At 38.6% G+C, this 22,789-nt stretch carries 20 protein-coding genes; 14 read left to right on the top strand and 6 right to left on the bottom strand.

Going from position 1 to position 22,789, the window contains the following annotated elements; all coding sequences use genetic code 11:
• Window positions 1-164: 164 nt before the first annotated feature.
• Window positions 165-1,187, top strand: a complete 1,023-nt coding sequence (locus B9T25_RS10285) for a type I glyceraldehyde-3-phosphate dehydrogenase (protein WP_086188333.1) — start codon at window positions 165-167, stop codon at window positions 1,185-1,187.
• A gap of 56 nt (window positions 1,188-1,243) precedes the next feature.
• Here the strand turns inward: B9T25_RS10285 and B9T25_RS10280 are convergent, their stop codons facing one another.
• Window positions 1,244-1,774, bottom strand: coding sequence for a hypothetical protein (locus tag B9T25_RS10280; RefSeq protein ID WP_086188332.1), 531 nt, complete (start codon window positions 1,772-1,774; stop codon window positions 1,244-1,246).
• A 286-nt stretch (window positions 1,775-2,060) separates the two neighbouring features.
• Here B9T25_RS10280 and B9T25_RS10275 point away from each other — a divergent pair, with 286 nt between their 5' ends.
• Window positions 2,061-2,378, top strand: a complete 318-nt coding sequence (locus B9T25_RS10275; protein ID WP_171262765.1) for a hypothetical protein — start codon at window positions 2,061-2,063, stop codon at window positions 2,376-2,378.
• Window positions 2,379-2,404: 26 nt separating this feature from the next.
• On the opposite strand, the gene B9T25_RS10270 is transcribed toward B9T25_RS10275, so the two are convergent.
• Window positions 2,405-2,704 carry an AzlD family protein gene (locus tag B9T25_RS10270; protein ID WP_086188331.1) on the bottom strand — a complete coding sequence of 100 codons (300 nt, stop codon included), beginning with the start codon at window positions 2,702-2,704 and terminating at the stop codon, window positions 2,405-2,407.
• Window positions 2,701-3,447 carry an AzlC family ABC transporter permease gene (locus B9T25_RS10265; RefSeq protein ID WP_086188330.1) on the bottom strand — a complete coding sequence of 249 codons (747 nt, stop codon included), beginning with the start codon at window positions 3,445-3,447 and terminating at the stop codon, window positions 2,701-2,703. Before B9T25_RS10265 ends, B9T25_RS10270 begins: the two co-directional genes overlap by 4 nt.
• A gap of 155 nt (window positions 3,448-3,602) precedes the next feature.
• Between B9T25_RS10265 and B9T25_RS10260 the strand changes: the two genes are divergently transcribed.
• The 5 genes from B9T25_RS10260 to B9T25_RS10240 all read left to right on the top strand — a co-directional run bounded on the left by B9T25_RS10260 (window position 3,603) and on the right by B9T25_RS10240 (window position 8,238).
• A complete protein-coding gene (locus B9T25_RS10260) occupies window positions 3,603-4,061 on the top strand; it encodes an Lrp/AsnC family transcriptional regulator (RefSeq protein WP_086188329.1) in 459 nt (152 codons plus the stop codon).
• Between the two features lie 228 nt (window positions 4,062-4,289).
• On the top strand, window positions 4,290-5,456 hold the full coding sequence (locus tag B9T25_RS10255) for an ATP phosphoribosyltransferase regulatory subunit (RefSeq protein WP_086188328.1): 1,167 nt from the start codon (window positions 4,290-4,292) through the stop codon (window positions 5,454-5,456).
• 69 nt (window positions 5,457-5,525) lie between these two features.
• Window positions 5,526-6,845, top strand: a complete 1,320-nt coding sequence (locus B9T25_RS10250; protein WP_086188327.1) for an adenylosuccinate synthase — start codon at window positions 5,526-5,528, stop codon at window positions 6,843-6,845.
• Window positions 6,846-7,040: 195 nt separating this feature from the next.
• The gene (locus B9T25_RS10245) at window positions 7,041-7,349 is read left to right on the top strand and encodes a hypothetical protein (RefSeq protein ID WP_086188326.1); all 309 of its coding nucleotides are present in this window, start codon (window positions 7,041-7,043) and stop codon (window positions 7,347-7,349) included.
• Window positions 7,350-7,461: 112 nt separating this feature from the next.
• Window positions 7,462-8,238, top strand: coding sequence for a M48 family metallopeptidase (locus B9T25_RS10240; RefSeq protein WP_086188325.1), 777 nt, complete (start codon window positions 7,462-7,464; stop codon window positions 8,236-8,238).
• A 112-nt stretch (window positions 8,239-8,350) separates the two neighbouring features.
• On the opposite strand, the gene B9T25_RS10235 is transcribed toward B9T25_RS10240, so the two are convergent.
• Both B9T25_RS10235 and crp read right to left on the bottom strand, forming a co-directional pair.
• A complete protein-coding gene (locus B9T25_RS10235; protein ID WP_086188324.1) occupies window positions 8,351-9,400 on the bottom strand; it encodes an NADP(H)-dependent aldo-keto reductase in 1,050 nt (349 codons plus the stop codon).
• 190 nt (window positions 9,401-9,590) lie between these two features.
• Window positions 9,591-10,298: a cAMP-activated global transcriptional regulator CRP gene (gene crp, locus B9T25_RS10230; protein ID WP_086188323.1), complete on the bottom strand. Its 708-nt coding sequence runs from the start codon at window positions 10,296-10,298 to the stop codon at window positions 9,591-9,593.
• A 148-nt stretch (window positions 10,299-10,446) separates the two neighbouring features.
• Here crp and B9T25_RS10225 point away from each other — a divergent pair, with 148 nt between their 5' ends.
• The 3 genes from B9T25_RS10225 (at window position 10,447) to B9T25_RS10215 (ending at window position 15,483) form a co-directional block, all read left to right on the top strand.
• A complete protein-coding gene (locus B9T25_RS10225) occupies window positions 10,447-10,869 on the top strand; it encodes an OsmC family protein (protein WP_086188322.1) in 423 nt (140 codons plus the stop codon).
• Between the two features lie 512 nt (window positions 10,870-11,381).
• Complete coding sequence (gene clpB, locus B9T25_RS10220; protein ID WP_086188321.1) at window positions 11,382-13,964, top strand: ATP-dependent chaperone ClpB; 2,583 nt, start codon at window positions 11,382-11,384, stop codon at window positions 13,962-13,964.
• A gap of 232 nt (window positions 13,965-14,196) precedes the next feature.
• Window positions 14,197-15,483, top strand: coding sequence for a DUF945 family protein (locus tag B9T25_RS10215; RefSeq protein WP_086188320.1), 1,287 nt, complete (start codon window positions 14,197-14,199; stop codon window positions 15,481-15,483).
• A gap of 123 nt (window positions 15,484-15,606) precedes the next feature.
• Here the strand turns inward: B9T25_RS10215 and rlmKL are convergent, their stop codons facing one another.
• On the bottom strand, window positions 15,607-17,811 hold the full coding sequence (gene rlmKL / locus B9T25_RS10210) for a bifunctional 23S rRNA (guanine(2069)-N(7))-methyltransferase RlmK/23S rRNA (guanine(2445)-N(2))-methyltransferase RlmL (protein ID WP_086188319.1): 2,205 nt from the start codon (window positions 17,809-17,811) through the stop codon (window positions 15,607-15,609).
• A gap of 222 nt (window positions 17,812-18,033) precedes the next feature.
• On the opposite strand from rlmKL, the gene B9T25_RS10205 reads away from it, so the two are divergent.
• From B9T25_RS10205 to B9T25_RS10190, 4 genes are all read left to right on the top strand, one after another.
• Window positions 18,034-18,384 carry a hypothetical protein gene (locus B9T25_RS10205; protein WP_086188318.1) on the top strand — a complete coding sequence of 117 codons (351 nt, stop codon included), beginning with the start codon at window positions 18,034-18,036 and terminating at the stop codon, window positions 18,382-18,384.
• Window positions 18,385-18,714: 330 nt separating this feature from the next.
• Window positions 18,715-19,731: an aspartate carbamoyltransferase catalytic subunit gene (locus B9T25_RS10200; RefSeq protein WP_086188317.1), complete on the top strand. Its 1,017-nt coding sequence runs from the start codon at window positions 18,715-18,717 to the stop codon at window positions 19,729-19,731.
• Between the two features lie 9 nt (window positions 19,732-19,740).
• Complete coding sequence (locus B9T25_RS10195) at window positions 19,741-20,976, top strand: dihydroorotase (RefSeq protein WP_086188316.1); 1,236 nt, start codon at window positions 19,741-19,743, stop codon at window positions 20,974-20,976.
• 166 nt (window positions 20,977-21,142) lie between these two features.
• Window positions 21,143-22,621 carry an OmpA family protein gene (locus B9T25_RS10190; RefSeq protein ID WP_086188315.1) on the top strand — a complete coding sequence of 493 codons (1,479 nt, stop codon included), beginning with the start codon at window positions 21,143-21,145 and terminating at the stop codon, window positions 22,619-22,621.
• Window positions 22,622-22,789: the final 168 nt, after the last annotated feature.

Below are 22,789 nucleotides of genomic sequence, written 5' to 3'. Positions count from 1 at the left end.
ACTTTCTCTGATACTGATTTGTGGGAAAATGATGCGAAAAAGTAAAGTCAGTGTTATTGACGCATAATATTCATCAGCAGATGTGAAGAAATGGTATCGATATTCAGTCGAAATCCATTAACATATACAAGTGTTTACATCTACCCAAGAGTTAAGGATATCTAATGCAACGAGTAGCCATTAATGGTTTCGGGCGAATTGGTCGCAATGTATTACGTGCTTGGTTTGAAAATCCTAAAGATTTTCATTTTGACATTGTGGCGATTAATGATATTGCAGATGTAGAGACTTTAATTCATTTATTTAAATACGATACAACCCATGGGCGCTTTCAAGGTAAAGTTGAAGTGTTATGGGAAAATGAACAGATTTTTTTGCATATTTCAGCGGGTTTGGCGCAGTTAAAAGTAAAAGTCTTTTGCCAAGAAAATCCAGAATTATTGCCTTGGAATGATTTAAATATTGATGTTGTACTTGAATGTACGGGTTTATTTCGCTCTCGTGAAGCTGCCACAAAACATATTACAGCAGGGGCGAAGCGGGTCATTATTGGTGCGGCTCCCTTTGATAGTGTGGATGCCGCGATTGTCTATGGTGTCAACCATCATGAAGTGAAAAGCACCGATCAAATTATTTCTAGTGTATCGTGTACCACACAAGCATTGGTTCCTCTAGTCAAAATCATTGATGATGCTTTTGGCATTGATACCGCTTTAATGACCGAAATTCATGCCGTCACAGCAGATCAATCCGTACTAGATCATGCTCATCGTGATTTACGTCGTGCGCGTGCTTCGGGGCAAAATATTATTCCTACGACATCGTCAGCCTTGGGTGCTCTAAAACAGGTGATGCCAAAAATGGCAGATCGTATGGATGGTTATTCCATTCGTGTACCGACCATTAATGTGGCAGCCATCGACTTAACTTTTATTTCGCAATCGCATATCACAGCGCATAAACTTAATGAAGTGTTGGTTAAGGCTGCACGTCATGATTATGCTGAAATTATGGATGTGACAGATGAGCCACTGGTTTCGTCAGACTTTAATCATTCGCCCTATTCTTTGGTGGTGGATTTGAATCAAACCATGGTGGTTGGACATCAGGCTAAAGTTTTTGCGTGGTATGACAACGAATGGGGTTATGCTAATCGCTTACTTGATTTATGTGAATCCTTTACATAGCAACTATATAAGAATAAAGACAGGTCAATGTTCAACCTGTCTTTGTCGAAGCGAGATTATTCTTCTTCACTGATGTAATTTGGATCATTTAAGAAACCTTCCTTGATCTCTTCTGGCATGCCTTTGTGCCACCATGCATATATTGAAGATTTGATGTGTTGATCTTCCTCGGGGTCATTGAGGGGCTCATCATCTTCACGAATAAGTTCATTGCCTTCAAATTTAAACCAAAATTCCCAAGGGTCATCATCACCACAACCCCAAGCTTGTGTATGAATGTCAGGAACTAAACTTTTTAAAAAGTTTAAAATGGCTTCCATAAATTCATCGCCCGATGAACCATGCACAAAGTGGGCAACCGAAAACCCTTCAAAACGGTACAGTGATTCTGGCCCTAAATCATATTCAACCTGATCCACTTGATCAATGATGTCTTGAGCAAGTTCTTCACCTTCGGTTGGATTGATGGTGAGTGCAATTTGTTTGAATATTTCAGTATTGCCCTGATGTTCTTGAAAGAGGCGATCTAATTTATTCATGATTTCTGGGTTAGGATGCTTAAAGTATAAGTTGCTGTGAAGTTCCATGGTAAGTGTAGACCCCGAGATATTGGCAGTATGAATTCTTGGTAAGTAATGATTATTTTTTAATTGTCATAACTGACAATTTATATAGTGTTGTTGGTGGGTAAAAATACAATTGATCGAGGTTGTTTGGGAAGCATTTTTTTATAAATTTGTGGGGTATCTCATTTGTTAGTTAGGCATTCTGAGTAAATCAAAATAGTTGCTGAACTTAAACGAATTTTTTAAATTTTAGATCATTAATTTGGTTATGATAGTGAATAACAACTAAATAAGAGAAATGAATACTATGTTGATATTTATATGGGGTTTTATTCTGCTTTTAGCTATAGCCGTGATTTTTTTGATTTGGGTACAAATAAAGAATCAAACTGATGTATTGAGTGAAACTGAACTTAATCAAAAACTTGAAGAAAAAGTCATTCACTTAGAAGAAAACTTAAAAAAGACCTTGGAAATTATGCAGGATTTGGCCAAAAAAATGCATCTTCAGCAAGAAATGTTAGATAAAACCACGGCTAGATTAAGTCAGGTTGAGTTACAAAATGCTGAACTGGTTGGGGTGTTGGCAAAGGCAGTTAATTCGTCTGATAGATCATCACTCTAATTGCAATTTTTACGATTTAAATCACCTTAAATAAGCAGAAATCTTAAAACTGCTGCTGATCCCATGCTAATCAACACTGTGGGTAATAAAGAAAAGCGTGAAGCGGCAAGCAGTGTAATCACAATCGCCAGTAAGTCGGCAGGGTTGTCTTTGACAAAATAAGGCGCAATCACTGATATAAGTACACAGCCGGGAACCACTTCTAAGATTTGTTTCTGGCGAGGTGTGAGGGTTTTATTTTTAAGTAAGACATAACCTAAAACACGTGTTAAATAGGTGGTGATTGCAATGCATAAAATGGCAATGAGGGTCGCTGAATGAATCACGCTTTATCTCCTAACAACCAATAAGCAGAAGCAATACCAGTGATCGCTCCAATCGGGACATGCCAGCCTTGGGGTAAATATAAATATGCCAGTGCAGCCGTGACTAAACTGACCAACCATGGTCGCGCTGCGTGTAAACCTTTCCACATACCGCGTAATAATACTAAGAATACTGCGGGAAATGCCATGTCAAAGCCAAAACGTGAGGCATCGCCTAAAATGGGTCCAATTGCGCTGCCTAATGCAGTGAATCCAACCCACATAAGGTAAAGAGCAAAACAAAGACCTGCGTAAAAAGACAGATTAAAGGCATGATTGATGCCAGTCTGAGCTTGTCTTTTTTGTGCATCCGCCAAGGCAACAGCCCAACTTTCATCACACATAAAAAATAAAGCGGGGAAAACCTGTTTATTGGGTAAATGTCTGAGGTAGGGCACTAGGCTTGCACCCATAAGTAAATGGCGACTATTGACTAAAAAAGTAATGAACATCAGCATTAAAATATTGGGTGGATTGGTCCACAATTCTAAAATGGCAAATTCTGAACCACCTGCAAAATTTAACCCTGTAAATAAAGGCACTTCAATAAAAGAAAAGCCTTTTTGCGTGGCTTGTGCGCCTAGCACTAAAGCAAAGGGAATAATCCCTAACAGCATCGGGATTGATATTTTTACGCCACGTTTAAATTCAGTGAAGTCCTGTGAGTACGTTAGATCTTGAGTGATATTTTTTAACGTAAACATAAGGTTTGGCCTGACAGGATGAATTAAATTTAGAAAAATATTTTATGATAATTTATGGGGTATTTTTCACTTAAATTAGCTTGATTTTGGTTTTAAATAGTATTAAATAGCGTTAAATTATATTTAATTGAAATTTAGTGCTCTGGTGGTTGGTGATGGATCATATTGATAAGCGCATACTAAAAGCCTTGCAGCACAACGGTAAGCTACAAAATAATGAATTGGCTCAAATTGTTGGTTTGTCGGCATCGCCATGTTTACGGCGCGTTAAACAGTTAGAAGATGATGGCATTATTGAAAAATACGTGGCTTTGGTTGATCCGACAAAAGTCAATCTTGCGTTAACTGTTTTTGCACGAATTTGGTTGAAAGGACAAGATGCAGAAACTGTAAACCAGTTTGTAGATGCTGTGCATGATATGCCTGAGGTAGTTGAGTGTCAGCTTATGGCAGGAGATTGTGATTTCTTTTTAAGGATTGTAGTTGCTGACCTAGCTGCTTATCGTCAGTTTCAAATTCATCATTTAAATAAAATTGCAGGAATCCAAAATGTCAAAACTGAGATTCCTTTACAAAAAATTAAGCAAACAACAGCCTTACCTTTAGACGGATAACTTGCTTTTTGTATGATTGTGTTTTTGCCTAGATGTTGAATTTTCTAGTGATTGATTGTTTCATAAATTTGAATAATTTCATGTTGATTAAACAATAAGTATTCGCCATTTTTTCTGAAAAAGTCAGGTGCACAGCTAAAACTATCGTGCTAGACTAGGAGAAATCGGGTGTGCTCCCGATTTTTTTATGCGGATTCGTTCCGCGCTGACAGAATTTAGGTTTACAACATGCCCATTTCAGAGACATGGTTATTACCTGATGGTGTAGCTGATGTATTACCAGAACAGGCGCAAGTGATTGAAACTTTGCGTCGTGATGCACTAGATTTCCTCGCATCTCGAGGTTATCAATTGGTGTACACGCCATTTATTGAATACATCGAATCTCTATCTTCTCTTTCAGAATCGAATCAAGATTTAGACTTAGCTACTTTTAAAGTGATCGATCAGCTTTCTGGTCGTTTACTTGGTGTGCGTGCCGATATGACACCACAAGTGGCTCGTATTGATGCGCATGTACATCCAGTAGAAGGTGTGGCTCGTTACTGCTATGCAGGAACGGTTTTACATACTAAACCACAAGGGTTTAATACCACACGTTCACCATTACAATTGGGTGCAGAACTATTTGGTTCAGACAGCATAGATGCTGATGTAGAAATGGTTGATGTCATGTTGAGCTTGCTTGAAAAAGCAGGCTTGGCAGCAGGTATTCATTTAGATTTAGGGCACGTTGGATTATTCCGTAGTTTAGTTAAACATGCGGGTTTGACTAAGGCTGTTGAAAGTCATCTTTCGGATTTGTATCAGCGTAAAGCACTGCCTGAGCTTGCAGAATTTACTCAAGAATTAAAATTTGGTTCAGATTTTTATACGCTTGGTCGTTATTCAAGTGATTTAGATGCGTTACAGACACATTTAAGTGCTGAAATATTAGCGGATGAAGCCTTTAAGCACGCATTTGATGTATTGAAAACGACGCAAATCGAAATTCAATCACGTTGGCCAAATCTGCACATTGGTATTGATGTTGTAGAGTTGCGTTCATATCATTATCACACTGGTTTAATGTATGCAGTGTATGCACCAAACCGCGCTGCTCCACTAGCACAAGGTGGTCGTTATGACGGCATTGGTCAGCATTTTGGTCGTGCCCGTCCTGCAACAGGTTTTAGTTGTGACTTATATGCTTTAAGCGCAGGTCAATTTACAGATTTAAATGTAGTTGTTGCACCGAAGGGTACAGCGCCCGATTTGCTTGAAGCAATTTCGAATGCACGTACACAAGGCTTTGGTGTAATTCAGTTACTTGGAAATGACAGTTTAAACTCAGTACCACATGCAACTCATCAATTGGTGAATGTGGTAGGTGAGTGGAAAGTCGAAAAGATTTAATGACGTGAATTAGTTTCAAGTGACTAATTCAAGTTTTCAATTTTAACAGCATGATGCAATGAGGCTATTATGGGCAAAAATGTTGTGGTACTTGGTACCCAATGGGGCGACGAAGGTAAAGGTAAGATTGTCGACCTGCTCACAGATCAAGCGGCTGCGGTAGTTCGTTACCAAGGCGGACATAACGCTGGTCATACACTCGTGGTTGGTGGTAAGAAAACTGTATTACACCTCATTCCATCTGGTATTTTACGTGAAAACGTACTTTGCTTAATTGGTAATGGTGTTGTGCTTTCACCTGCTGCACTAATTGAAGAAATGGCTATTCTTGAAAAAGAAGGCGTGCCTGTTAAAGAACGTTTACGTATCTCTCCAAACTGTCCTTTAATTCTTCCGAACCATATTGCACTTGACCAAGCACGTGAGAAAAAACGTGGTAATGCGAAAATTGGTACGACTGGTCGTGGTATTGGTCCAGCGTATGAAGATAAAGTTGCACGCCGTGCAATTCGTGTTGCTGACTTAGTACGTGGTGGTGAACATCTTAAAGCTCAACTTGAAGAGCTACTTGAATATCATAACTTCCAATTAACTCAATTCTACGGTGTAGAAGCAGTTAATCTTGAAGATGTACTTGCGCTTTGCGACCAATGGCGTGAAGTTGTAGCTCCACTTGTTGTGGATGTAACAACTGAATTGCATAACTACCGTAAAAACGGTGAAAATATCATGTTTGAGGGCGCTCAAGGCTCACTTCTTGATGTCGACCATGGTACATATCCGTATGTAACATCTTCAAACACAACTGCTGGTGGCGTAAGCTCAGGTTCAGGTTTAGGTCCATTACACCTTGACTATGTGCTTGGTATCACGAAAGCATACACAACACGTGTAGGCGCAGGTCCATTCCCAACAGAGTTGGTTTATGATGCTGCAAATGACGTAGGTGATGCAATTGGTAAACACCTCGGAACTAAAGGTTCTGAATTTGGTGCGTCTACTGGTCGTCAACGCCGTTGTGGTTGGTTTGATGCAGAAATTTTACGTCGCTCTGTAGATGTAAACTCACTTTCTGGTATTTGCTTAACTAAACTTGACGTGCTTGATGGTTTAGAAGAAATAAAAATCTGTATCGGTTATGAAGCTGCGGATTCTGGTTGTGTTGGTTCTTCTGATGCACTGGCATTTGAAGCGTTAAAACCAATCTACGAAACCTTGCCTGGCTGGTCTGAATCGACTTTCGGTGCGAAAAGCATGGAACAATTGCCAGCAAATGCAATTGCTTATGTAAAACGCATTGAGCAGTTAATTGAATGTCCAATCGACATCGTTTCAACGGGTCCAGATCGCGAAGAAACCATCGTATTACGTCATCCTTTTACTGCTTAATTTAAGCAAATAGGACGATGGTAAAAAAGCCTTGCAATATGTAAGGCTTTTTTATATTCACTATTTTTAACAAGGTGATAAGTGGATATATATTTGCATAAATCTCTGCAAGACTAAAGTTGCATCAGAGAATACTGTTTAAATCATTAGCAGTTGCTAAAATACAAAACATAAGATGAATAGCAGGTTGTACGGATGCATAAAAATATTTCAGGAACGATTTTTTATTCCTTACTTTTTGCAATGGGTGGAGCGCCGACCATTGCGATGCTGATTATTCAAGTACAGACTCAAGATCCTAATATTATTTATGGGGTATTTATTGGTTTAAGCGTTATTATTGCTTGTATTTTAGTACCACTAATTTTAATTCAAAACGCATTTTTATTTTTTAAAAGAAAAAATGATCAGCTTGAGCAAAAAATCAAACCACTTTGCCAAGTGTATTTGGTTTTGAATGCTTTGTGTCTGATTTATTGGCTTAGTTTTCAATTTCTTAAATAAGTACGGTTACATAAATGATATGAATATGGATTGAATAATAATTTAAAGCTGATCCATAATTCCATATAATCGCGTTAAAACGGATATCTATTTTAAGGCGGAGATTATTATAATGAATAGCAAGTTTATTTTAAGTTTGTGTGCAGCAAGTGTGATCACTTTGTCAGGTTGTACGACGGTAGCAGAAATGGCAGGGGCGGATTCATCTACATTAAATGTGACTGCGGCACAAGGCTTTAATAAAACAGTGCAAGAAGCAAGCACAAATAAAACCTTAGACACTTCATCAACAACGTATAAACGTATTAATACTGTATTTTTGCGTTTAAAACCGTATGCAGATCAAATTAACCAAACGGGTCAGAAGTTTAATTGGCAATTGGCAGTTTTAAAATCTGATCAGGTAAATGCGTATGTAGCACCAGGTGGTAAAGTCGTGTTCTATACCGGTATTGTCAATAAGCTAAACCTTACCGATGCAGAAATTGCGGCAGTTATGGGGCATGAGATGGTGCATGCTTTAGAGGAACATTCTAAAAATAAAATTGGCGCGCAAGCCCTAACTGATTTAGCGCTAAACATTGGTTTAAGTGCTGCGGGTAGTAATGTTGGTCAATTGGGGGCTGCTGCTGCTCAGTTAGGCGCGCAAGTGGGCGTAGGTTTACCTTATTCGCGTAGTCTTGAAAGCCGTGCTGACCAAGGTGGATTGATGCTTATGGCACGTGCAGGTTATAACCCACAGGCAGCAATTAGCCTTTGGGAAAAAATGAATAAATTGGATGGTGCAGGTGGTTCATCCTTCTTGTCTACTCATCCTTCAAATAGCCAACGTATTGAGGTAATGCGTAAAAATATACCTGCTGCTCAAGCGCTTTATAACAAGCGTTAAGATAAGTTGTTAGGTTCAAAAAAGGATGCGATAAGCATCCTTTTTTAATTTTTATATCCTCATCCCCTTACGGAATATATTCCTCATCCCACAGGGAGAAGGAGATTTATGCTTATGGCGCAGGATTGGGCTGTTGACGATGGATCTCCTCAATGCCTTGCAAAATTTCTGCCGATAAATCAATGTTAAAAGCTTGGATATTTTCTTTTAGTTGCTCTAAATTTGTTGCATCGATAATAGTACTAGTCACAAAGAACTGTTGCTTGATAAATGCCAGTGCAAGTTGTGTGAGTGTTAAGTCATGTTGCTCTGCAAGTTGAGCATATTGTTCAGTTGCCCATTCACTTTCTGAGTTGCTATAGCGGCTAAAACGAGAGAATAGTGTGACTCGTGCATTGGCAGGACGCGCGCCATGACGGAATTTACCCGTCAAATAGCCAAAAGCCAAAGGAGAGTAGGCTAGTAATCCTACATTTTCATAATGGGCAATTTCTGACATGCCAATTTCATAGCTACGGTTTAATAGGCTATAAGGATTTTGTACACTGACAAACTTTTGTAAACCTAACTTTTCTGCCAAGTTTAAAAGTTTCATGGTTCCCCATGGAGTTTCATTGGACAGTCCAATATAACGGATACGCCCTTTTTTAATTTCATCACTTAAAGCAACTAGGGTTTCTTCTAAAGCTGTAATTTCGTTATTTTGCTGTGCTTCACTATTGCCATAACCGAGTTTACCAAAGAAGTTGGTTGGTCGTTGTGGCCAATGCAGTTGATAGAGGTCGATATAATCGCTTTGCAGGCGTTGTAGCGAGCCATCAATAGCAGAAGCAATTTCTGCTGCTGTAAAGCGCGTTTGCCCATCACGGATGTGGCTACCCCCTTGTGAGGGACCTGCTATTTTTGAGGCAATAAATAGTTGATCTCGATTACCGCGTTGTGCAATCCAATTGCCCAATATTGTTTCAGTTGCCCCTTGGGTTTCGGGTTTTGGTGGCACGGGATACATTTCAGCGGTATCCCAAAAAAAGAGACCTTGATCTAAAGCATACTCAAGTTGTTGGAAGGCTTCTGCTTGTGTATTTTGCTCACCAAAAGTCATGGTTCCCAAACAGATTTCAGGAACTAAAATGCCTGTATTGGCTAAAGGTTTAAGTTGCATCAAGGTTTATCCTTTAATTTTTAGCATGAAATTTGAAATCGGGGATCAGGCTAACTGATTTAGCGATAAGCGTTAAATCATGAATAGTTTTAAATTTGTCATAATATTTACAAAAGAATAAAAAATTAAAGCATAAAAAAAGCAAACCATAAGATTTGCTTTTTTATTGAATGTAGCAGAACAAAAAAACTTATTCTTCGTCATCATCCTTATCTAAAGAAGTATTAGCTTCCTCAGGTACAACATCAAAAATAAGAATGGCTTTACCATCTGTTTCGATCATGCCTTGTTCTTCAAGTGTTTTTAAAACACGTCCAACCATTTCACGCGAACAACCCACAATACGGCCAATTTCTTGACGGGTAATGCGGATCTGGCGACCATTTGGGAGAATCATGGCTTCAGGTTGTGAAGAAAGATCAATCAAACAACGTGCAATACGACCCGATACATCGATAAATGCAAGGTCAGTGACTTTACGTGTGGTGTTTTTTAAACGGCGCACCAATTGAGCAAATACAGCGTAGCTAAGGTCTGGATATTGTTTGCTTAATTCATGAAAATTTTCATAGGTAATTTCAGCAATTTCACATACGTCGCGTGTACGAACTTCTGCAGTACGTTGTGGATTTGCTTCAAATAAACCCATTTCCCCAAAAAAGTCACCGGCATTCAAATACGCAACTACAATTTCACGTTCATCATCTTCGCGTAAAATAATGGATACCGAACCTTTTAAAATCAAATAAAGAGATTTGGATTCAGTGCCTGCATCGATAATCGCAGTACGTTTTGGATAGCGGTTAATATATGCACGTTTTAATAATGCTTTTACTGACTCTGGTAACTGACCAGGAGAAAGCGCATCAGTGCTAAGTTGTGAAAAGTTTGCAGTCATGCCTAACGGTTCCGAATATGGATAAGAAATAGATCGCACAAGACCTAAATTGAACTTGTCACATAGAAGAGATGAAATTCCGTATCAACTCAATTTATGTTAGTGTACAGGTACGTCGTAAATTTATAGCTTTTTTCGGGTAGTTGCAATGCAAACAAGTGTTCATTGGCTAGAGAATGTTGCTTTTGAAGCCAAATCAGAGAGTGGTCACCAAGTTGTCATGGATGGGGCTGAGGCATATGGTGGTGAAAACCGTGGTCCACGTCCTATGGAGCTTATATTAATGGGACTTGGTGGGTGTGCTTCCTTTGATATTGTGACTATCTTAAAGAAATCACGCCAAGATGTGACAGGGGTTGTATGTCAGTTGAAAGCGGATCGTGCGGATAGTATTCCTGCTGTCTTTACCAAAATCCATTTACATTTTGTCGTAACGGGTAAGGCGGTAAAAGAAAAACAGGTGGCTAAAGCGGTTGAACTTTCTGCTGAAAAATACTGTTCAGCAAGTAAAATGTTATCAGATGGTGGTGTTGAAATTACTCATGATTTTGAAATTATTGAAGCTGAATAAGTAATGAAAAATTGATGGCAATTCATAGGTGAGTTGCCATTTTATAAATCTAAGAATTATATAAGTTGTACCTTTTTTAAATTAAAAATTTACAATAAATTGATAAAATTGTCCTAGTTCAATCCAAATTCAGAACTTAAAAAACAAAGTTAAGCAGCCTCATTTACTTGTTATGCATCAAATTTCTTGTCTGAAACTGCACTAAAATTATCATTGCTCAAATAAATCTGATGTATAAAATTTTTAAACCATCAAGCACAAATGCATGGTGTTTTATGCAGTGGCTAAAAACGTAGTCAGATAATATATTTTGAATAGAATTTGATACATAAGATATTAAATTGAACTTGAAAAACCTGCGATATAGACCCATATTATAACTGAGTTTTATTTTTTGTCTTAATTACTTTAATTATTGAAAATTAAAAATATTTTTTAATAAAATTGTTGAAAAATATCAAACCATTCCCATCTATTATCCAAGTACAAAATCTGTTGTGAGGAAAATAAGAATGCGTTTTGAAAAATTTACCAATCGCTTACAGCAAGCCTTATCAGATGCCCAATCTTTAGCTATGGGTAAAGATCACACTGCTATTGAAGGTATTCACATTTTATCCGCCTTGTTGGAAGAACCAGCGAACATCAGTTTGCTGCAACAGGCAGGTGCAAATTTACGCGACCTTCAAACAAAGTTACAGCAGGCATTAAAGGATGCAGCAACGATTGCGAACCCAACGGGTGATATCAATTTAAATCCAGAAGCTGTACGTGCATTGAATCTAGCAGATAGTTTTGCACAAAAAGCAGGGGATGAATTTTTATCTACAGATTGGGTGATTTTGGCGCTCGCTGAAACAGGTGCAACGAAAACACTGCTGCATAGTGTTGGTGTAACGATAGATAAGCTGCGTAAAGCAATTGAAAATATACGAGGTGGTGACAAAGTTATGGCAAATAACCACGAAGATCAACGAGATTCTTTGAATAAATATACGATTGATTTAACTGAGCGTGCCATGTCTGGCAAACTTGATCCTGTCATTGGGCGAGACGAAGAAATTCGTCGCACGATTCAAGTTTTGTCACGTCGTACTAAAAATAACCCTGTGCTTATTGGTGAACCAGGGGTTGGTAAAACTGCGATTGTAGAAGGCTTGGCACAACGTATAGTTAATGGTGAGGTGCCTGAGGGCTTGAAAGGTAAACGTGTTTTATCTTTAGATTTAGGTTCGTTACTGGCAGGTGCGAAATATCGTGGTGAGTTTGAAGAGCGCTTAAAAGCGCTTCTAAAAGACCTCGCTAAATATGATGGTGAGATCATCTTATTTATTGATGAGTTACATACGCTTGTTGGTGCTGGTAAGGGCGATGGCGCGATGGATGCAGGTAATATGTTAAAACCCGCATTGGCGCGTGGTGAGCTTCGCTGTGTCGGTGCAACCACTTTAGATGAATATCGCCAATATATTGAAAAAGATGCAGCACTGGAACGTCGTTTCCAAAAAGTCTTGGTCGATGAACCAAGTGTTGAAGACACCATCGCAATTTTACGTGGTTTAAAAGAGAAATATGCAACACATCATGGTGTGCAGATTCTCGATTCGGCGATTATTGCTGCTGCTAAAATGTCGCATCGTTATATTACAGACCGCCAATTACCAGATAAAGCCATTGATTTGATTGATGAAGCTGCATCACGGATTAAAATGGAAATTGACTCGAAACCTGAGCCATTAGACCGTTTAGATCGACGTCTGATTCAGTTGAAAATGCAATTGGAAGCGGTGAAACAAGATGCAGATTCAGTCAGTAAAGTTGAAGTTGAATATTTGGAAAAGCAAATTGAAGAAGTTCAACGAGAATATAACAATTTAGAAGAAGTGTGGCGTGCTGAAAAAACCTTAGTCGAAGGGACGAATCAAGCTCAAGTTGAGTTAGATAAAGCCAGAACTGCTTTTGAAAAAGCACAGCGTGAAGGTGATTTGGCTGAAGCAAGCCGTTTGCAATATGGTGTGATTCCTGAATTGCAAAAACGCCTTGCAGCGGAAGAAGTGGCTGAAGAAAGTAGTGAAGAGCCGAAATTGATTCGTACCAAAGTGACCGAGAATGAAATTGCAGAAGTGGTCAGCGCTGCAACGGGTATTCCTGTCACAAAAATGTTGCAAGGTGAACGTGAGAAACTTTTGCATATGGAAGATTTTTTACATAACCGTGTGGTTGGACAAGATGAAGCGGTTGTTGCTGTATCGAATGCAGTTCGTCGTTCACGTGCAGGCTTATCTGACCCGAATCGACCTAGTGGTTCATTTTTATTCCTTGGACCAACAGGTGTCGGTAAAACTGAATTGACCAAAGCTTTGGCTAACTTTTTGTTTGATAGTGACGATGCTATGGTTCGTATCGATATGAGTGAATTCATGGAAAAACATTCTGTGAGCCGCTTGGTCGGTGCACCTCCTGGCTATGTCGGATATGAAGAAGGTGGTATTTTAACCGAAGCTGTGCGACGTAAACCCTATAGTGTAGTGCTATTTGATGAAGTGGAAAAAGCACATCCTGACGTATTTAACATCTTATTACAGGTGCTTGATGATGGCCGTTTAACGGACTCTCAGGGGCGTGTCGTTGATTTTAAAAATACAGTCATCGTGTTGACCTCGAACCTAGGTTCACAAGATGTGCGTGAGTTAGGTGGTGGTGCTACGGAGGAAGAAGTTCGTACGGTGGTGATGAATGCAGTATCGCAACATTTCCGTCCAGAATTCATTAACCGTATTGATGAATTGGTTGTTTTCCATTCATTGAAAAAAGAGCAAATTCGAGGTATTGCAGATATTCAGTTGGATCGTTTACGTGCACGTTTAAGCGAAAAAGACATGAGTCTTTCTATAGATGATAGTGCTTTTGATCAATTAATAGATGCTGGTTTTGACCCGATCTATGGTGCTCGACCACTGAAACGTGCAATTCAACAACGAGTTGAAAACTCATTGGCACAAAAAATATTGAGTGGTGAGTTTCTTCCAGGCGATACTATTTTGATTAAAGGTGAAAATGGTCATCTTGAGTTTGAGAAAATGAAATTGAGTTAAAAATTTAACCCGATTTTCAATCGCAAAATAAAAAACCTAGCTTCGGCTAGGTTTTTTATTGAGGAATAGAAATGTTAGAAATGACATTTTAAAGTCAAAATGTGACGTAAGTTTTCACATTTTTGTGATGAAAATATCACTTAAGTGCTTTATTTGCAAAATGATTATCTTTATTTGAGGGTTCTCTTTATAATTAATTTTAATAACAAATAAGCAACTTGAGATAGAAAAAATGACTAAATTAAAGTGGGGTATTGGGAGCGTACTTACGCTTACTGTGGTCGCAGTAGCAGGTAATCTTTATGCGGATAAAAGTTTGAAAACTTATTATCAGCAGGGCAGCAAGCAATCAAATAATTTAAGTTTAGAATATCAACAATTTCACATGGGGTCTTTAAAAGGTAGTGCTAACTGGACCGCCGAATTAATACTTGATCCATGTAAACCGAAAGAAGTGATCCAATTGAGTGGTCAGGATAATATTAAACGCAGTTGGAATGGATACGCGATTCATTCAGATATTAAAATTACTCAAGCGCCGGGGGCACTTCAGTCATTGTTGAAGGAACCTCTTAAAGTACAAACGACAGTCAATTGGTTAGGAAACATGAATGCAACGTTGACTACGCCAGTAATTACACGTAATGAAGCCCAAATACAGTCTAGATTAGATCCGATAAAATTAAAATTTCGTGCAAAACCTATAGACCAACAGTTGAAGATACTGGATTTACAACTTGAAATTCCAAATTTGACCGTAACAGATACAAACTCGCATTTCCAAATGGCTGGGTTAAAGCTAGAAACCAACCAAGGACTAAATGGTGAGTATCTAGAGGCGGGGAAAACCAAAATTCAGATGGATTTGCTGAAAATGTCAGATCGAGATGTAAATAAACCAACTAATGCTGAACTTAAGAATTTTAGTATAGAAACTCAAAGCGAGTTGACGGATCGGGTTCTAAACACTGAAATGTTGCTGCGGCTAGATGAAATGAAAATGCCTTTTGTGCCAGCAATGCAGAAAGTACAGTTGAATTTTAATGTGATTGATTTGAATCGACAAAAATTACAGAATTTTTTTGATATCTTGGCGAAAAGTGAAAACAGTTGTTTGGCCAAAGAATCACTGGTGAAAGATATAGAACCTGCTTTATTGGCTGTGATCAATGAAGGTTTCCGTTTTGAATCAAAAGATAATCAGTTTGCTATAGGGGAAGGGGTTGCTCAGGCGAGTATGACGGGACGTATTATGCCGAGTCATCAATCTACCATGATGGGTATGGTAAAAATAATGCCAAGTTTAATGGAATACAAAGCAGATGTTCAGTTTGATAAAAATATGATGTCGAGTGTAATGAATAATTATATGCAAAAGGGAGGGGCTGCAATGTCTGATCAAAATATCGAAAATATGTTGTCTACTATGCAGCAATCTGGGCAGTTAAAACGTGATGGCGATATTTTGAAAATGTCAGTTGAATACAAATATGGGCAGAAAACGTTCCTGACTGAATAATGTTGTGTGATGATGTAGCGCATTAAAAATGGGACGATATACGTCCCATTTTTATGACTGAAAACTTTCCAAAGTAAATCTCAGCAGAGATGAAATGCTAGGTCATATTTCATCTCCAGTGCATTAGCTTTTTGGATGTGTAATTTTCCATGCACGGTGAATTTTGGTATTTCGTTTGAAGTCAGTACCAATGGTTTCACTGGTAATTTCTTCAACATCAAAGAATGCCAAAATTTCATCATCCATTTCAAAACCACGATAGTTGTTTGAAAAGTATAAAGTACCTTCAGTCGTTAAACGATTCATTGCGCGTTTGAGTAATGACAGATGGTCACGTTGCACGTCAAAAGTACCGTGGAACTTTTTCGAGTTAGAGAAAGTTGGTGGGTCAATGAAGATCAAGTCATATTGTTCATGACCTTCTTTTAACCATTCAAAACAGTCACTCGAGAAAAACTGATGTTGTTGATCGGCATGATCAACAGTTAAGCCATTGAGTACAAAGTTTTCTTTAGACCAATTCAAATAAGTATTCGATAAATCGACACTTGTGGTACTTGCAGCACCACCTAAAGCAGCATGAACACTGGCAGTAGAGGTGTAGCTATACAGGTTTAAGAAATGCTTGCCTTTTGCTTCAGCCGCAATACGTAAACGCATTTGACGATGATCAAGGAATAAGCCTGTATCTAAATAATCCGTTAAGTTGATTAAGAATTTTGCTTTGCCTTCTTGCACAATAAAACGCTTAGATGCAGTACTTTGTTTTTCATACTGTGTTTTACCTTCCTGACGCGCGCGGGTTTTAATGAAGATCGCATCGCGACCTAAACCTGTTACTGCACGAATAGAAGCAAGCGCTAAATTAAAACGTTTTTTTGCTTTTTCAGGATCAATGATTTTTGGTGGTGCATATTCTTGGACGTGTAAACGATCACCGTATAAATCCACTGCAACATTAAAGTCAGGTAGATCGGCATCATATAAACGTAAGCAATAGATATTTTCTTTGACTGCCCACTTTTTCAATGCTTGTATATTTTTTTGCAAACGATTGGTAAAGTCTTCAGCACCTTCAATTTTTTCAAATTGTTGTGGCTGCCAAACAGCAAGGAAAGGTTGAGTTGCCGTAGCGGGTTTAATTTGACCTGAGCGAATGTAAATTGGCAATTTACCATTCATTAAACGTAAGGTTTGCGGATCATTAAAGGCTAAAACGTCAGCTTGCTCAATTTGAGAGGCAATCACGGCTGCTGTTTGATTTGGGAAGTGTTTTTGCAATAGGGCAGATAGACCTAGGTACAAAGCACGATTTGAAGCTTTTTCGCCTAAACGCTCGCCATAAGGAGGGTTAGTCACGATAAATGCTTTTTTACCTATTGCCGCAAAATCAGGCCAGTCAGACAGGGTGCGTTCTTCAATTTTGATGTGATCAAGTAATGACTCAAAACCTGCGGCAATAATATTTTGCTTGGTCGCTTTTACCGCTTCCCAGTCAGCATCATAAGCATAGAACTGAGGTAGAGGTTTTTCTAATGCAGCTTGGTGACGTTCTGTTGCTTCAGCTTTAATCGACATCCATAAATCATGGTTATGACCATTCCAACCATTGAAGCCAAAGCGACGTACTAAACCGGGTGCACGATCAGTCAACATCATCAGTGCTTCAATGATGAATGTGCCTGAACCACACATTGGGTCTAAAATAATGTCTGGATTACATTGGAGTAATTTGGCTTTTTGTAAAATTGCTGCTGCAAGGTTTTCTTTAATTGGTGCATCGGTCATAAAGTGACGATAGCCACGTTTATGTAAAGAATCACCTGATAAATCTAGGCAGTAAGTGTGCTCAGTTTTACCCGCAAGCACGTACAAGGTGATTTCTGGCTGTTTAATATCAACACTTGGGCGTTTGCCCACAGCTTCCATAAAGGAATCGACCACACCGTCTTTTACACGTAAGGTCGCGAATTGACTATTGACTTTAATGTCGCGTTCTACGTGTAAACGAATGGCAAATGTACTTTGTGGTGCAAAAATGAGTGACCAGTCAAAGTTCATTGCACCTTCATACAGCTCTTCTGCCACATCACGTGCATCATGCGTGAAGTCCAATTCATGGGTATGAATAGGTGTGAGTACACGAGACGCTAAACGCGACCAGATACAAATACGATATGCATTTTCTAGCGTGCCTTGGAAAACTAAACGTCCTGGAAAGCGTTCAATATTTTGAACACCTAAACCTTCCAATTCTTCTTGGAGTAAGGTTTCAAGTCCATCTGCACAGGTAACCCAGTATGTAGAAAGACGTAGTTTCGAATTCATGCAAATTTCCAAAAGCAGCTAAGCAATCTAATATTTTAACGTATTTTAGGGCTTAAAAGTTTTTAAATTATGGTAAAGCCTGAGTCTGAGGCAAAAATGTCGACTTTTTATCTATTAAGAGCTCATATTTGGTATGCATTTTGCTAAACAATATATTGATTGGTGATCAGTCTGGTATTTTGGCTGAAATCGTTGTTTAAAATTGATTTGATGGGGGCATTCATGACAGATTTGGTTTACAAAGGTTTTAAGGAAAATGGCGATGCATTTTCAGTTGCAACACTCATTTATGCTCGATTGAGACGTGTGGCTGGGCGGATCATTGATGTCATGTATCTGGTACAGAATAAGGATTATGCACAATATGTTGTGGAGCTGGCACAGGCTGAAAATGATGCTGAGTTAGGCCGACATGCAGCACGTTTAAATGCTTTAATTATTGCTGAACGTGAGCCTAGTTTTGCGGTCATTCAGGAAGAAATAGCTAAAATTGTTCAAAATGAAGTTGAAGTTACAGAAGACGAAATTTATAAAGCACAAGTTTCACATCATTATATTGGTGCATTGCGCTAATGAAACAGGCTCTAAATCATCGCATTAATTTAGAGCCTGTTTTTTAGATGAGAAGCCGTGATTGCTTGAACAATCGTAATTTCTCTGCATAGCTAGAGCAAAATGATTCAAAGGAGAGCTCAAATACACAGTTTAAAATTTTTAATGTTTTGATGTGATTGGTACTTAATAGAAAGTTCATTTGAGCGATGTTGAAAGCATTTTGCTTAATAATAGAAGTGAGATCAAAAATTTAAATTGACTAAAAATTTCTTGATCGTGCGCATTGGTCTCGGATTATGAAGAATAATATCTGTATAATAGTTCAACTTAACCGCAAGGGAATCTCTCATGCACTTGGCAGCATTGCATACTCCGAGCCAGATTCAACTCAATCAACAGGGTAATCTTAAGCATTTCTTGACCATTGAAGGTCTTTCCAAAGAAACCCTGACAAAAATTCTAGATACCGCTAATGCTTTTTTCAATGAACAAAATCAATTGATTACGACTCCTCTTTTGGAAGGTCGTACAGTCATGAACCTATTTTTTGAAAATTCAACACGTACACGTACAACTTTTGAAGCAGCAGCAAAGCGTTTGTCGGCAAACGTTTTGAATATTGATATTGCTCGCTCAAGTACATCTAAGGGTGAAACTTTACGCGATACGCTGTGGAATTTAGAGGCGATGGCGGCGGATATTTTCGTGGTTCGTCATTCGTCTTCAGGTGCGGCACATTTTATTGCACAAACGGTCTCGCCACATGTTGCCATTATTAATGCGGGGGATGGTCGTCATGCGCATCCAACTCAAGCCATGTTGGATATGTTGACGATTCGCCGTGAAACGAAAAAGCCATTCGAAGCTTTAAGTGTTGCCATTATTGGCGACATTAAACATTCACGTGTAGCGCGTTCAGATGTGGTGGCATTGCAAACTTTGGGTTGTAAAGACATTCGCGTGATTGCACCAAATACTTTGCTTCCATATGGTTTTGATGAATATGGTGAGGATGTCCGTCTATTTAATAAAATGGAAGATGGCATTAAAGATTGCGATGTGATTATTACGTTACGTATTCAAAATGAACGTATTGATTCACCTGCACTCGCTTCGCAAGCTGAATTTTATAAAATGTATGGCTTGAATAAAGAACGTCTGGCAATGGCGAAACCGGATTGCATCGTGATGCATCCAGGGCCAATGAACCGTGGTGTAGAAATTGATTCCAGTATTGCGGATGGGCCACAAGCGGTTATTTTACAGCAGGTGACCAATGGTATTGCTGTACGTATGGCGGTACTTGCGCTGTCTATGCAAGGTCAGTTGCAGGAAAAAGGTTTAATTGAAGCGATTGTGGGATAAGGAAAAGTCATGAGTATTGTAAAAATTGAAAATGTCCGTGTCCTCGATCCAATCAAGCAAACGGATAGTGTAGAAACAGTTTATTTAGAACATGGTAAACGCATTACGGCAACAGATAATGTGAGCGAAAGCATTGATGGACAAGGCAAGTGGTTAATGCCAACTATGGTGGATTTGTGTGCGCGTATGCGTGAACCGGGTCAGCAACAGCACGGTACGTTAAAGTCTGAAGGTAATGCAGCACGTAAAAATGGTATTTTACATATCTTTACCCCACCAGATTCAAAACCAATCGTACAAGATAATGGTGCGTTGATTCATGGCTTAGTGGAAAAAGCCATGTTAGATGGTGGGATTTATTTACAAGTCATTGGTGCACAGACGCAGGGGTTAAATGGTAAACAACCTGCAAATATGGCTGGCTTGAAAAAAGGTGGTTGTACCGCCGTGTCTAATGCCAATGCTCCCTTTGCGGATGATGATGTCGTGATTCGAACGCTTGAATACGCAGCTGGTTTAGGTATGACGGTGGTGTTCTATGCAGAAGAACACCAAATTGCCAAAGATGGTTGTGTGCATGAGGGCTTTGTTGCGTCACGTCAAGGTTTACCCATGATTCCAGCCTTGGCTGAAACAGTGGCGATTGCAAAGTACCTATTGATGATTGAGGTTACTAAAGTTCGTGCTCATTTTGGTTTGTTGTCATGTGGTGCATCGGTCGAATTAATTAAAATTGCCAAAGCCAAAGGCCTACCAGTCACTGCTGATGTTGCAATGCACCAACTGCATTTAACCGAAAGTTTAACCGATGGTTTCAATTCTTTGGCTCATGTACGCCCACCATTACGTGCGGAAAAAGATAAGCAGTTATTACGTCAAGGTGTGAAAGAGGGGGTAATCGATGCGATTTGTACTCATCATGAACCACTCAGTAGTTCGGCAAAATTAGCACCATTTGCTGAAACAGAGCCGGGTATGACTGCTTTTGATACCTATGTTGCTTTTGGTATTCAGCTAATTAATGAAGGTTTATTTGAGCCTTTAGAATGGGTAGAAAAAGTTACCCTTGCACCCGCAAAAGTTGCCGATATGGTCGATCGCTGGGTTGAAGAATCAGGTTGGGTTTTAATTGATCCGCAGCTTGAATGGACAGTTTCTAAAGAATCGATCCTTTCACAAGGGAAAAATACACCGCTCATTAACAAAAAAGTTGTAGGTAAAGTGATTAAAACTTTTGCTGCTTAATTGAGTTTATTTTTTTCCAAAAATTATAAAAGTCAGCTTCGGCTGGCTTTTTTTTGTTGTTGAAAAACAATTGTATTCCAAATAATACAATTATTTACATTGTTTAAAAAACGAACAGATAAACTAAAAAGCGCATATGATAAAACGAGAATAAGAGGAATAATGAATGAATATTAATTTAATTGATTTACTCAAGCAGAAGGTATCTGCGGTTGTCCTTGAAGGTGAAACAGAACATCTCAGTGAAAAAAGTCAGGCATTAAGTAGTTTTTTTCCAATTTTATTGTCTATTTTAAAATCTAAACCTGATCTTATTGCGAATTTACAAAGTCAATTAAATCCAAGATTATCAGACATTTTTACAAACAGCCCTGCTTTAAAATATGAATTTTTAGAACAAATTTCAGGAGTAGTACCCACCGAAACGATTGAATCTACTTTAAACCGTTCCATTGCTCCAACGCTTGGAGTATTAGAAACGCAAGCGGGTTCTGCTGAACCAAGCGCCATTACACATCTTATAGAAACACATTGGCCAGCTATATCGAGTGTCTTACCTCATTGGGCGGGGGCATTACTGAGTGCTTTAGGAATAAGTACAGCAGCAGCATCTGGACATTCTCTACATCAAACACCCAAAATTGAACCCTACAGAGCGGTTGAAGAGAAAAAAAAATCAGGTTTCCTTTTACCATTAATTGCTTTTATTATATTGGCGGCTTTACTTGCACTAATGTTTAAAGCTTGCTCTACTAAAAAAGAACCAGTATCTACTCCTGTTTCTACACAAGCCGCCAGTGAACCAGCTAAATTGCAACTTAGTACAGGTTCAACAGGAGATTTAACCACTTGCCAGCTGTATTCTGGTAATGCGAGTTATATAGATATATTACAAAAAAATATTAAACAAATTTTTAATCATAATACGGGGTGCGGAGTAGAAACCAATGCTAATTACCATACGGAATTTATTGATCAGGATGCCATTCCAAGTGTACTAAAATTAGTAAAAGGAGTACCTAATGCTTCATTAACATGGATAGGCAATCAACTTTCAATTCAAACAGCGAATCCTGCTGATGCACAGCAACTAGTGGCTAAAATCCAGCCTCTTGTTAAAAATATGACTGTGGTGGCACAAGCAGCTATGACTACGCCAGTAGATACAAGTGCAGCGATCTCTTCTGGCAATAGCAATGCAGAAAAAGCTTTGGCAGGAATTAATCCAGACAATATTCGTGCCTTAGATGTTGCAACAGCACTCAATATGCAAATTATTAATTTTGACACAGCAAGTGCCAATATTCCTGACGCAAATAAAACAATTTTGGATCAGGCTGCTGGGTTGATGAAACGTGCATCACATGTAAAATTAACAGTTAAAGGTTTTACTGATGCTGTAGGTAATGCTGCAACGAATAAGGCCTTATCACAAAAACGTGCACAATCTGTTGTAGATTATTTAGTGAAACAGGGTGTTGATCCTGCACAGTTACAAGCGGTCGGTTATGGTCAAGAACAGCCAGTCGCGGATAATTCAACACCTGATGGTCAGTTCAAAAATCGCCGTATTGAATTTGACGTATTAAATACTGAAACAGGTGTGGTACGTGAAGTGAATGAAAATGGAATTAAAAAACAGTAATCATCTATGAATCTAATAAAAATTTCTGTGTAAAAGCAGAGATTTTTATTAGAACTATCGCTAAATTGATAACTTTTGGGTTATGCAATACATCAATACACCAAATGTTTTAATCAAAAAACCACAGAACGTATTGTCTATTTAAATAACGTTTTTAATTAAAACTGA

Source organism: Acinetobacter sp. ANC 4470, assembly GCF_002135335.1.
Lineage (GTDB): Bacteria > Pseudomonadota > Gammaproteobacteria > Pseudomonadales > Moraxellaceae > Acinetobacter.
The sequence above is the reverse complement of the archived record's forward strand: the minus strand, read 5'-3'. Positions and strand labels throughout refer to the sequence as shown.